Annotated in this window: 12 protein-coding genes; 5 read left to right on the top strand and 7 right to left on the bottom strand. The window is 63.3% G+C overall.

From position 1 onward, the window contains the following. Window positions 1–101: 101 nt before the first annotated feature. Entirely contained in the window at window positions 102–2306 is a 2205-nt protein-coding gene (locus tag WNY80_RS05620) for a primosomal protein N' (RefSeq protein ID WP_342886383.1), read from the bottom strand. Window positions 2307–2402: 96 nt separating this feature from the next. On the opposite strand from WNY80_RS05620, the gene fsa reads away from it, so the two are divergent. Further along, window positions 2403–3056, top strand: coding sequence for a fructose-6-phosphate aldolase (gene fsa / locus WNY80_RS05615; RefSeq protein ID WP_342886382.1), 654 nt, complete (start codon window positions 2403–2405; stop codon window positions 3054–3056). Between the two features lie 160 nt (window positions 3057–3216). Here the strand turns inward: fsa and WNY80_RS05610 are convergent, their stop codons facing one another. After that, window positions 3217–4125 (bottom strand): 1-acyl-sn-glycerol-3-phosphate acyltransferase, encoded by a 909-nt coding sequence (locus WNY80_RS05610; RefSeq protein WP_342886381.1) that lies wholly within the window; start codon window positions 4123–4125, stop codon window positions 3217–3219. Between the two features lie 198 nt (window positions 4126–4323). On the opposite strand from WNY80_RS05610, the gene WNY80_RS05605 reads away from it, so the two are divergent. The 4 genes from WNY80_RS05605 to WNY80_RS05590 all read left to right on the top strand — a co-directional run bounded on the left by WNY80_RS05605 (window position 4324) and on the right by WNY80_RS05590 (window position 8046). Beyond that, the gene (locus tag WNY80_RS05605; protein ID WP_342886380.1) at window positions 4324–5259 is read left to right on the top strand and encodes a tyrosine recombinase XerC; all 936 of its coding nucleotides are present in this window, start codon (window positions 4324–4326) and stop codon (window positions 5257–5259) included. A gap of 114 nt (window positions 5260–5373) precedes the next feature. Then, a complete protein-coding gene (locus tag WNY80_RS05600; protein ID WP_342886379.1) occupies window positions 5374–6387 on the top strand; it encodes an alpha/beta fold hydrolase in 1014 nt (337 codons plus the stop codon). Between the two features lie 138 nt (window positions 6388–6525). Beyond that, a complete protein-coding gene (locus WNY80_RS05595) occupies window positions 6526–7617 on the top strand; it encodes a TraB/GumN family protein (RefSeq protein ID WP_342886378.1) in 1092 nt (363 codons plus the stop codon). Between the two features lie 87 nt (window positions 7618–7704). Then, complete coding sequence (locus tag WNY80_RS05590) at window positions 7705–8046, top strand: hypothetical protein (RefSeq protein WP_342886377.1); 342 nt, start codon at window positions 7705–7707, stop codon at window positions 8044–8046. A 162-nt stretch (window positions 8047–8208) separates the two neighbouring features. Here WNY80_RS05590 and WNY80_RS05585 read toward each other — a convergent pair whose 3' ends face one another. From WNY80_RS05585 to odhB, 5 genes are all read right to left on the bottom strand, one after another. Further along, entirely contained in the window at window positions 8209–8595 is a 387-nt protein-coding gene (locus WNY80_RS05585; protein WP_342886376.1) for a hypothetical protein, read from the bottom strand. Window positions 8596–8673: 78 nt separating this feature from the next. Continuing rightward, window positions 8674–9147 carry a DUF2867 domain-containing protein gene (locus tag WNY80_RS05580; RefSeq protein WP_342886375.1) on the bottom strand — a complete coding sequence of 158 codons (474 nt, stop codon included), beginning with the start codon at window positions 9145–9147 and terminating at the stop codon, window positions 8674–8676. Window positions 9148–9180: 33 nt separating this feature from the next. Then, entirely contained in the window at window positions 9181–10587 is a 1407-nt protein-coding gene (lpdA, locus tag WNY80_RS05575; RefSeq protein WP_342886374.1) for a dihydrolipoyl dehydrogenase, read from the bottom strand. A 24-nt stretch (window positions 10588–10611) separates the two neighbouring features. Next, the gene (locus WNY80_RS05570) at window positions 10612–11127 is read right to left on the bottom strand and encodes a hypothetical protein (RefSeq protein ID WP_342886373.1); all 516 of its coding nucleotides are present in this window, start codon (window positions 11125–11127) and stop codon (window positions 10612–10614) included. 10 nt (window positions 11128–11137) lie between these two features. Beyond that, window positions 11138–12352 carry a 2-oxoglutarate dehydrogenase complex dihydrolipoyllysine-residue succinyltransferase gene (gene odhB / locus WNY80_RS05565; protein ID WP_342886372.1) on the bottom strand — a complete coding sequence of 405 codons (1215 nt, stop codon included), beginning with the start codon at window positions 12350–12352 and terminating at the stop codon, window positions 11138–11140. Window positions 12353–12383: the final 31 nt, after the last annotated feature.

Genomic DNA, 12383 nt, shown 5'->3' with positions numbered 1-12383 from the left:
TGTGATCTGCAGCGAATGGCTGCTCCCTCGCCCATTTTTCACCAAACCAAAATCTGTGGCGAATGTCTGAAACGCCTGCAGAGCGATCGTCCTCCCACCCCTCACAAAAAGCTCTGCGGATCGATATCGACCTGCACCTGCACCGAGCCGCGCGCCTTGGGGCCTTGCGCCAGCATTTGCCGGATGAACCCCTGCATGTCCTTCCCGCGTTCGCCATGCACCAAGAGCCGGAAGCGGTAGCGGCCGCGGATCAGCGCCAGCGGCGCTTCCGCCGGTCCCAGCACCATGATGCCGGGCATGGCGGGCGCTGCAGAGCGCAGTCCCCGCGCATGGCCTTCCGCCTCTGGCCGGGTGGCCGCCGAGATGATCACCGAGGCGAGGCGGCCGAACGGCGGCAGCATGGCGCGGTTGCGCTCATCGGTCTCGCGCTCGTAAAACGCTTCCGGATCACCCGAGGCCAGCGCCTGCATCACCGGATGCTGCGGCTGAAACGTCTGGATCAGGCCGTGGCTCTTCCGCCCCGTGCGCCCGGCCCGGCCGGTCACCTGTGACAACAGCTGGTAAGTCCGTTCGGCCGCCCGCGGATCGCCGTTCGACAGGCCGAGATCGGCGTCGACCACGCCGACCAGGGTCATCAGCGGGAAATTGTGCCCCTTGGCCACCAGCTGCGTGCCGATGACAATATCCGCCTCGCCATTGGCGATTGCCTCGAGCTCGATCCTGAGCCGCCGCGTGCCGCCGGCCATGTCGGACGACAGCACGATGGTCCGTGCATCCGGGAAATGCTTGTCCGCCTCCTCGGCGATCCGCTCGATTCCCGGCCCGCAGGCCGTCAGGTGATCCAGCGCCCCGCAGGACGGGCAGGCCTGCGGCGTCGGCTCGCCATAGCCGCAATGATGGCACTGCAATTGCCCGCGGAACCGGTGCTCGACCAGCCAGCTTGAGCATTGCGGGCATTCGAAGCGGTGGCCGCAGACCCGGCACAGCGTCAGCGGCGCATAGCCGCGCCGGTTGAGGAACAAGAGCGACTGTTCCTTCCGCTCCAGCGTCTCGGCCATCGCCTTGAGCAGCACCGGCGACAGGAACCCGCCGCGCGCCGGTGCATGCCGCCGCAAATCCACCAGCTTCAAATCAGGCAGCCCGGCATCGGCATAGCGGCTCGGCAGCAGCAGGTGGCTGTAGCGCCCCTGCGCCGCGTTCACCCGGCTTTCGATCGACGGTGTCGCAGACGCCAGCACCACCGGAATGTCGCCGAGCCGGGCGCGGACCACCGCCATGTCGCGGGCATTGTAGAACACCCGGTCTTCCTGCTTGTAGGCCGGATCGTGCTCCTCATCGACGATGATCAGACCGAGATCGGCAAACGGCAGGAACAGCGCCGAACGCGCCCCGGCCACGACGCTGACCCGCGCCTCGGTGACCTGCCGCCAGACCTTCTCGCGCGTCCGCGGCGCCAGTTCCGAATGCCATTCCGCCGGCCGCGCCCCGAAGCGGGCGTGAAACCGGTCGAGAAACGAGTTTGTCAGCGCGATCTCGGGCAACAGGATCAGCACCTGCCGGCCCTTCCGCAGTGCCTCGGCAATCGCCTCGAAATAGACCTCGGTCTTGCCCGATCCGGTCACCCCGTCAAGCAGGGTGACGCCGAACCCGCCCCTGGCGACGGTTTCGCGCAGCGCATCCGCGGCCTCCGCCTGCCCGTCCTCCAGCACCGCCGGTTGGTAATCCGGATCGGGTGCTGCCACCACCGGCGGCGGCGGCAGTTTCACCGGTTCGAACACCCCTTGCGCAAACAGCCCGTCAATCACGCTCGGCGTCACGCCGGCCGCATGCGCCAGCCCGCTCTTGCTCCAGGCCAGCCCGTTGTCCGCCTGCGCCAGCACCCGCTCGCGCGCCGGCGTCAGCCGCTCGGGCCGGGCGCTTGTCAGCCGCAGCGCGTCGATCATCGGTTCCGGGTCAAATGCCGCCGGCGCCCTCAGCGCCATCCGCGCCACCAGCCCCGGCGGCGACAGCGTGTAGGCCGACACCCAGTCGATGAACCGCCGCATCGGCTCGACAACCGCCGGGCAGTCGAACACCTGGGTGATCTCGCGCAGCTTGTCCGGGTTGACCTGGTCGGCTTCACCGTCCCAGACGATGCCGGCCACCAGCCGCGGCCCCAGCGGCACCTGCACGATCTGACCGGGCCCGGCATCCACCCCTTCGGGCAAGGCATAGGAATAGGCCCGCTCCGCCGGCATCGGAATCAGCACGGGAACCACCTTGCGGGGAAACAGCCCGCCTTCAATTTGTCGCGAATCTTTTGCCATGTGGCGTGACCTTGCCCCCGCTTTGGGCTAAAGGGAACCCGGAATTATTCATAGGCGCACCGGACAAGCCCGGTTGGCGCATCTTGGGAGTTTGAAATGAAATTCTTTGTCGACACAGCCGACGTCAACGAAATTCGGGAGCTCAACGAGCTGGGCCTGATCGATGGCGTCACAACCAACCCTTCCCTGATCATGAAATCCGGCCGTGACATCCGCGAAGTCACCAAGGAAATCTGCTCCATCGTCGATGGTCCGGTGTCCGCCGAAGTCGCGGCGACCGAATACGATGCGATGATGAAGGAAGCAGCTGTCCTGGCCAAGATCGCCGACAACATCTGCATCAAGCTGCCGCTGACACTCGACGGCCTGAAAGCCTGCCGCGCACTGACCTCGGACGGCCACATGACCAATGTGACGCTGTGCTTCTCCGCCAACCAGGCCCTGCTTGCCGCCAAGGCCGGCGCCAGCTTCATCTCGCCCTTCATCGGCCGCCTCGACGACATGGGTATCGACGGCATGGACCTGATCCGCGAGATCCGCCAGATCTACGACAATTACGGCTTTGACACCGAGATTCTCGCGGCCTCGATCCGCACCGTCAATCACGTCAAGGAAGCAGCCCTGATCGGCGCCGATGTGGCGACCATTCCCGCCTCCACCATCAAGGCGCTGGTCAAGCATCCGCTGACCGACAAGGGCCTCGATGCCTTCCTCGCCGACTGGAAGAAGACCGGCCAGACGATCGCTTGACCATCGCCTGACCAGGCGCAACCGGCCTCAAGCCGGATCAGACAGATTGCAGCGGCCCGGTCACTCCGGGCCGTTTGCATGAGCGGGTATCATAAAACGCATGAGGCCGGATCGGGTCAGGTCCGGGCGGGCAAACAATCGGGAAAAAGCAGTGGCGCCCTCAGGCAGCCTGCGACCAGCCTTCAGGCGCCGGCTCGAATGCCCGGTCCGGGTTCGCAGCCAGCCCGTGCACGGTGTGGTACTCGAGCGCCTTGATCACCTCGGCCGGGTCTCCGTCGAGCGCCTCCGGCAGGATCGGCTCACCGACCGTGAAGCGGAACGGGTGACGCTTCTTGTTGAGAAGCTCGTGGAACACGGTCATGTCGCGCAGTTCCGTCGAATGCTTCGACAGCCAGTAGAACAGGCCGGAATTGCGCGCCGCGATATTCACCGGGACCACCGGCAGATCGTGCCGCCGGGCCAGCGTGACCGCCGAAACCTTCCATGGCCGTTCGGTCAGCTTGCCTTCATTCCAGAACGCGATGCGGCCGGACGGAAACAGCACGGTTGCCTTTCCGTCCCGGACCGCCCGGTTGGTCAGCTGCAATGTTTCACGCGCCTTGTCGCGGCTCTTGAATTCGTCGCGCCATTCGACCGGGATGATGATTTCGTTGAAACGCGGGCTGACCCGCACCGCGTCGCGGTTGGCGAAGATCATCATGTCCGGCCGGTACCGGGTCAAAAAATCGTACATCGCCACGCCGTCGGCAATGCCGGTCGGGTGGTTAGCAACAAGCAGGAACTTGCCGGTTTTCGGAATTCGCTCCGCGCCACGCGAGCCGATATCCAGTTGCAGCAGATTGCTCAGATGCTGAAACGCTTCGTGGCCGGACATCGGTGCAACCGCATCGGCCATCCGCACCGCCGCGCCATATCTCAAGGTGGCATACAGCACAGGGCGCATCAGCGGCCAGGCCGGGTGCTCGACCAGCCGTCCGCCGCGTTCAGCAATCAGCTGATCAACGATATGCCCGGGGCGGCCATGGGCCAGCACCTGCAACCGGTCTGAAATCTCAGACACATACGCCATGGATTCGACCCTCTTTAGCCCGCCTGATAAAACCTATGGCAACAGTTTATGATGCCATGATGACATCATTCCACCGCATCCGTTTACCCCCCGCTAAGGCCACTATGCAATAGTCGGCACCAAGATTGGCCGCAGAGGTGGCCGCGCAGCCCCTCCGCCGGAGCGCTCCGGCAGGCAGTTCCGAATGACGGATCCATCATGCCCCGACCACTTGTCATAGCAGCACCAGACGTCATGGCCGAACAGCAAAGCTGGCTCAACCAGCTGATCGAAGAACGGCGCCTGTCGCCCAAGACGGCGGATGCCTATGAGCGCGACCTGCGCCAGTTTCTGAGCTTTCTGACCACCCATCTGGGCGGCCCTCCATGCATTGCCGACCTGGCCGACCTGCGGCCGCTCGACCTGCGCGCCTTCATGGCCGAGCGCCGCCGCGGCGGCGCCGGGGCAAGAACGCTCGGACGCGGCCTTGCCGGCATCCGTTCGTTTCTGCGCCACCTCGAGCGCAAGGGCCTGGCCAATGCCGCCGGCGCCTCGGCAACCCGGGCGCCGCGCCAGCCCAAGTCGCTGCCAAAACCCTTAAGCGCCCGCGATGCCTTGCGCGTGGTCGACACCGACCTGCAGATGTCCGACGAACCCTGGATCGCCGCCCGCACAGCCGCGGTGCTGACCCTGCTTTACGGCTGCGGCCTGCGCATCTCCGAAGCGCTGTCGCTGACGGCGGGCGACCTGCCCCGCGACGGCGAAACGCTCAGGATCACCGGCAAGGGCGGCAAGACCCGGATCGTGCCGCTGTTGCCGGTCGCCAGGCAGGCGGTCGCCGAATACCGCCGGCTTTGCCCCTATTCGCCCGATCCCGATACGCCAATGTTCCGCGGCGCGCGCGGCGGACCGTTGCAGCCCGCCATCGTGCAGAAGGAGATGCGACGTCTGCGTGGCGCGCTCGACCTGCCCGACAGCGCCACCCCGCATGCGCTCAGGCACTCCTTTGCCACCCATCTTCTGGCCGGCGGCGGTGACCTCCGCACCATTCAGGAGCTGCTCGGCCACGCCAGCCTGTCGACCACCCAGGTCTACACCGGCGTCGATGCCAGCCGCCTGATCGAGATCTACGACCGCGCCCACCCGAGGGCCTGACCCGGGCGCCTGAACAGGCACAATTTGGCCGCCGCGCCTTGCATCAGGCGGCCATTCCGGTTGAAACCATGCCTGAGCCATTTCGTCCCACCGCCAGCGAGCAGCGACAAAGCCATGTCAGCATCCGATATTTTCCTTATTGTCCTGCGGTTCGCGGTGATTTCCGTCGCCATCTATTTCCTGATCGCATTCGGACTGATCCTCTCCCAGCAGCCTTCCGACACGGTTTCCGGCGCGACCATCGATTTTTCCGGCCAGACCGGCAGCGAAAGCCCCGAACCCGCGCCGCTGCAGACCTACCAGGCGCGCGATGGCGCCACGCTGGGCTACCGCCATTACGGCAGCGGTGCCGGTGATGCGCCGCTGCTCGTCTTCATTCACGGATCGGGCTGGCACGGTGGCGCCTATGACGGACTGGCCCGAACCATTGCCGAAAAAGCCGGCATCGAGGTGGCCCTGCCGGATTTGCGCGGCCACGGCCCCGCCCCGCAAACCCGCGGCGACATCGCCCATATCGGCCAGTTCGAGGATGACATCGCCGACCTGATAGCCGCACTGCGCAAGCCGGGCCAACCGCTGGTGCTCGGCGGCCATTCGAGCGGCGGCGGCCTGGTCATCCGCTATGCCGGTGGCAAGTACGGCGCAGAACTCGACGGTGCGGTGCTGCTGGCACCGTATCTCAAGTACAATGCACCCACCACACGCCCCAATTCCGGCGGCTGGGCCCGCCCGCTGACCCGCCGCATCATCGGCCTGTCCATGCTCAATGCTGCAGGCATCACCGCGCTGAACGGCCTGACCGCGATCCAGTTCAATTTCCCCGCCGAGGTGCTGGACGGTCCTGAAGGCAAGACCGCGACCGCAAGCTACAGCTACCGGCTCAACACCGCCTATGCGCCGCGCAACGACTACCTCGCCGACATCGCCGCGCTGCCGCCGTTCCTGCTGATTGCCGGGACTGACGACGAATCGTTCATTGCTGCCGCCTATGAGCCGCTTATGCAGCCGGTCAATCCGCACGGTCAGTACCGTTTGCTCGACGGGCAATCCCATCTCGGGGTCATTTCCGATGATCGGACGCCCGGGCTGATTGCCGATTATCTTGGCGCGCTGCGCCCCGGCAGCTAGGCGGGAGCCGGCCTTAAGATCCGGCAAAACAGGTGGTTTACGTGATGTTTACCACAGTTGGATTTTTGGCTGCGGTTAACCGGATTGTCAGGTGCTTCACGTTACCATGGGGGCGAGATCCTGAAGGAACGGCCTGCCATGCATCACATGCCCATCTTGTCCCGAGTGTGGACCACGTGCGCACGATTTCCGAACCTGGTCTATGCAGTGGCGATCTCGCTGCCGCTGGTACTTCTGATCCTGCTCGCTGCCGGCCTGCTTTTGGGAACCGGCAAGGCCGGAGCCTATGAATCATCCGCCTGCCAAGGCGTCAGCCTGGTCAAGCAACTCGCCGCCTCCAACCCTCAGAAGCTGGCCGAGGTCCGCGCCAGGGCCAGCGGCACCCGCAACGGCAGCGGCCTGCTTTGGAAGGTGGAGAAAGCCGGTGTCGAACCCTCCTATCTGTTTGGCACCATGCATGTCACCGACCCCCGGGTGACCAAAATGCCCGACGCCGCCCAGGCAGCCTTCGATGCCGCCGGAACCGTGGTCATCGAGACAATAGAAATCCTCGATCCGGCCATCGCCCAGGCAGTGCTTGTACAACGGCCCGAACTCACCATGTTCACCGACGGCACCAAGCTCACCGCGTTTCTCGACGAGGAAGATGCCAAGCTGATCGAAGCCGAATTGTCGCGCCGCGACATTCCCTTTGCCATGGTCTCCCACATGAAACCATGGATGATTTCGGGCCTGGTCGCCCTGCCCGCCTGCGAGATGGCGCGCAAGGCCCGGGGCGTGGAATTCCTCGATATCCAGATCGCCAAGATCGCCCGGGCGGAGGGCAAGCAGCTGCTCGGGCTCGAGAGCATCGGCGAACAGATGGCCGCCATGGCGGACCTGCCGATGGAGTTCCACATCCGCGGCCTGGTCGAAACCATCAAGCTCGCCGACCTGATGCCCGACATCATGGCAACCATGACCGACCTCTATCTCAAGGGCGAGATCGCCCAGATCATGCCGCTTATCCTCGCAGCCGGGCCGCAAGACGTCGCGGAAGACATCGACGGCTATGCCCAGTTCGAAGAGCGGATCGTGCGCATGCGCAACCATGTCATGGCCGAGCGCGCCGCACCGGTCCTCGATGCCGGCAATGCCTTCATTGCCGTCGGTGCGCTGCATCTGCCCGGCGAAGAAGGCGTGGTGGCGCTGCTGCAGGATGCCGGCTACACGGTCAGTCCCGTCCGGTAACAAACCGTGACCGGCAGCGCGTGAGTTCGCCGGAACCCATCTCCTGTTCAGGACGTTATTGCCCTGTGACAGAAAAGGAGATGTCCAATGGTCGATTACACCCCGCATACCCGCCCCGGCGAACAGGGTCGTCCGCATGAGCATGTTCGCGAAACCACGGTCGTCAGATCAGGCAATTCCACTGGCGCGCTGGCAGCACTGGTTCTGCTCGTGCTTCTGGGAATTGCAGGTTTCGTCTTCTGGACGGCCGACGAGAATGTGACGGCTGACGCCGCGGCACCCGGCGCCGAGGTAAATCAGCAGGTCGCCCCGGCCGCAGAACCGGCCCGTCCGGTCCCCGCCCCTGACGCACCGTTGATTGCCCCCGATGCTGCGGCTCCTGCAAACCCTGATGGCACCGCTTCCCCGGCGCCCGCCACCAACGGCTAGGCCGCGAGCGTTCCATCACACCCAGTTCCCCTCCCGGCAGTGATGGAACCCCACAAACCGCCCGGCCCCGCACCGGGCGGTTTCGCTATTGCCGGCAGTGTGTGAAGGGGGCGATCGGTGCATCCGGTTTGCCTGCATATCGGCCAATGCAGTTGCTACGTGTCATCTACTGCACTGATGTTGCCGGCCATAAGTTTCAATACGTTTTTCACTCTGCACCAGCCCGTACTGTTGTGTGAAAAAGTCGAAACAATTGTCCAGACCGATAAACAGACATGCGAGCCCACACGATGCAATCACACATCCGCCTACTTTGTCAGGCGGCTCATTCATACAAACTCCAGCGCATCCGAGTACTGTTGCAGCGGTGCCTTTGTACTCCCACAAAAGCTTGGCTTGCGCCTTGTGGTTCTCTCTTTTTGAGTTGAAATAGTCACTGCAACTCGCAAATGCATTTGCCGGAATCAAAGCAAATACCAATATAAAACACAAAAATTTCATTAGCTTAACCCAACTTGCCAAAAATAAAGCAAGAAAAAGATTAACCATGAATATACTTGAAGACAATCAAAATTTGATTACGTGAATTTGTCAGAAAATCAGAGAAAATCCGATAACGCAATTTACTTAATCAATCCGCGACAGCGTGGTGGCGACGATCAGCTTGTGGAACGGCATGATCACCGCCAGGTATAAACGGCCAAGCAGGTTGTGCCGCCTGATCAACGTCATCATCCGGATTGTTGCTTGCCGCTCGCCCGAAGCTTCGGTCTGCACCACGATCCGGAAATCCAGGTGCCGGTCGTCGAAGCCAAGCACGATCTCGCCGCTATCCTTGCTGAGAACCGGAAACATGCCGACACGCGGCGCTCCCGCAGAAACGGCGCCCGGATCACCTTTCAGGCCGAATGGCCGGACAAGGACATTCCTCAGCGCCATCAGCCTGTCGACCCACTTGGGCATGCGCTCGAAAGCCTGACGCGCGGCAGCTTCCGCCGTCAGGCCGGGGTCATCATTCAGGGTCTCGAAGCAATCGGCCCAGTCCGCACCCGGCAGGGCCGGATGCGGCAGCGAGACGGCAATTTCGCGGGCTTTCGTCACGTCCGCCGCCCCGCGCGCTTCATCGATCTTCGCCTACAGGTGAATCGGCTTGAAGAATGTCGCCAGTGCCGCTTCCTTCACCGCTTCCGACATGGTCGGGTGCGCATGGCAGGTGCGGCCGAGATCTTCCGACGATCCGCCGAATTCCATCAGCACGGCGGCTTCATGGATCATCTCGCCGGCGCCGAAGCCGATGATGTGCACGCCCAGAACCCGGTCGGTTTCAGCATCCGCCAGCACCTTGACGAAGCCGTCCGAAGCCTCCATCGCCCGTGCCCTTCCGTTGGCCGAGAACGGGAACTTGCCGGACTTGTATTTTACGCCTTCAGCCTTGAGTTCTTCCTCGGTCTTGCCGACGGAGGCCACTTCCGGCTGGGTGTAGACCACGCCCGGAATGACATCGTAGTTCACGTGACCGGCCTGACCGGCCAGGATCTCGGCCAGCGCCACGCCTTCGTCTTCGGCCTTGTGTGCCAGCATCGGGCCGGCAATCACGTCGCCGATGGCGTAAACGCCGGGCACGTTGGTCTGGTAATGATGGTCCGTGCGCACCCGGCCGCGCTCGTCGAGCACCACGCCGGCTTTTTCCAGCCCAAGGCCTTCGGTGAACGGCTTGCGGCCGGTGGCGATCAGCACCACGTCGGCATCGACTGTCTCGCTGTCACCGCCCTTGACCGGTTCGAAGGTAACCTTGGCGCCCTTGCCGGATTTCTCCACCCCGGTCACCTTGGCGCCGACCTTGATGTCCATGCCCTGCTTGGCAAGAATGCGCTGGAACTGCTTGGAGACCTCGCCATCCATGCCGCCGAGCAGCTTGTCGAGATATTCGATCACGGTGACCTTGGCGCCGAGCCGGCCCCAGACCGATCCCATTTCCAGGCCGATCACGCCGCCGCCGACGACCACGATATGCCCGGGCACCTTGTCGAGCGCGATGGCGCCGGTCGAGGACACGATGACCTTCTCGTCGATGTCGACCTCGACGCCGGGAATGCCCGCGACGTCCGATCCGGTGGCGATCACCACGTTTTTCGATTCAAGTTCCGTGACCTTGCCGTCATTGTCGGTCACCGACACCTTGCCCTCGCCCAGCACCTTGCCGTGGCCGATGAAGCTGTCGATCTTGTTCTTCTTGAAAAGGAAGGCAACGCCGTCGACGTTGGATTTCACGGTCGCATCCTTGTGCGCCATCATCTTTTCGAGATTGAGCTTCGGCTTGCCGATCTCGACACCGAGGCTTTCCATGCCGTGATTGGCGTGGGCGAACACTTCCGACGCATGCAGCAAGGCCTTTGACGGAATGCAGCCGATGTTCAGGCAGGTGCCGCCGAAGGTCGCGCGCTTTTCGATCACAGCCACCTTGAGGCCAAGCTGCGCTGCCTTGATGGCGCAGACATAGCCGCCGGGTCCGGAACCGATGATGATGACGTCGTAGCTCATGGTCTTGTCCTTATGATCCGAAATTCATTCCTGGCAGGCTTTCAGCTGAAACACATCGCCGGGAAGTCTTGTTACCGTTTTGGCCAACCAGGCCTGGGACTGCATCACGGCGGCTGCAAAATCCGGCAGCAGCAAGCTGTTGCTGGCCTTTTGACTTGCATTCAGCACAGGCAGCCACCCGGCCTCACCTTCTGCATCAATGGCATAGATCGGGCCTTCCCAGACGGTGCAGGCGGCGATCTCCGCGCCCGTGGCATCACCTTCCGGGCAATTGTGCAGGATCACGCCCCAGGGCCGGTCCGGCTCGCCCGCCATCATCACAACGCCGTCCATCATAACACCGCTGCCGGCAAAACTCAGCCGGAACCGGTGCTGCATGCCATCGGCATCAGACAGCGGCCCGGCAAAAGCGATTTCCGCAGCCGAGGCCGCATCGCCATAGACCGCCAGCGCCTGTGGGCAGGCAGCCCGTGCCGGCAATCCGCTTGCGGCCACCATCATGGCCGCAAGGATTGTTGCTGCAAGGCGGGCCGAAGCCATCAACCTCTCCCTAGAGATCGAGAACCAGACGTTCCGGATCTTCCAGGCTTTCCTTGACCCGGACCAGAAAGGTCACGGCTTCCTTGCCGTCGACAACCCGGTGGTCATAGCTGAGCGCCAGATACATCATTGGCCGGATCACCACCTGACCGCCGATCGCCATCGGACGTTCCTGGATCTTGTGCATGCCGAGCACGCCCGACTGCGGCGAGTTCAGGATCGGCGAGGACATCAGCGAGCCGTAGACACCGCCATTGGAAATGGTGAAGGTGCCGCCCTGCATGTCGGCCATCGACAGTTCGCCATCGCGCGCTGCACGGCCCAGACGGCCGATATCCTTCTCGATTTCGGCAATGCTCATCTGGTCGGCATCGCGCACCACCGGCACAACCAGACCCTTGTCGGTGCCAACGGCAACGCCGACATGGCAATAGTTCTTGTAGATGATGTCGGTGCCGTCCATCTCGGCATTGACGCCGGGAACTTCCTTCAGCGCGTGGCAGACAGCCTTGGTGAAGAAGCCCATGAAGCCGAGCTTGACGCCGTGCTTCTTCTCGAACAGGTCCTTGTACTTCTTGCGCAGATCCATCACCGCGGTCATGTCCACCTCGTTGTAGGTGGTCAGCATCGCGGCGGTGTTCTGTGCTTCCTTCAGGCGCCGTGCAATGGTCTGGCGCAGACGGGTCATCTTCACCCGTTCTTCGCGCGGCGCATCATCAGCCGAGGAGGCCGAACGCGGCGCGGTAGCAGCCGGAGCAGCGGCCGACCCCTTGCCGATGGCATCAAGCACATCGCCCTTGAGCACCTGGCCGCGTTTACCCGAACCCGACACATCGCCGGCGTCGATCTTGTTTTCGGCCATCAGCTTCTGGGCCGAGGGAGCTGCCGGCATCTCGCTCTTGGCGGCAGCCGCCGGAGCCGGAGCCGCAGCCTTGGCGGCAGGCGCTTCGGCCTTTGTTTCAGCCTTGGCCGGAGCCGCAGCACCTTCGCCCTCGGCGATGTGTGCCAGCAGCGCATTGACCTCGACCGTCTCGCCGTCCTTGGCGAGAATCTCGTTCAGAACGCCGGAGACGGGCGAGGGAACCTCGATCGAAACCTTGTCGGTTTCAAGCTCAACCAGCGGCTCGTCCACCTTCACGGTGTCGCCCACCTTTTTGAGCCAGGTGCCGATGGTGGCTTCGCTGACAGATTCACCAAGGGTCGGGACGCGAACTTCAGTAGCCATGATATTTGTTTCCGTTCTTTTTCAGTCAGAC

Source organism: Hoeflea sp. AS16 (assembly GCF_038900095.1).
Taxonomy (GTDB): Bacteria; Pseudomonadota; Alphaproteobacteria; order Rhizobiales; family Rhizobiaceae; genus Hoeflea.
The sequence above is the reverse complement of the archived record's forward strand: the minus strand, read 5'-3'. Positions and strand labels throughout refer to the sequence as shown.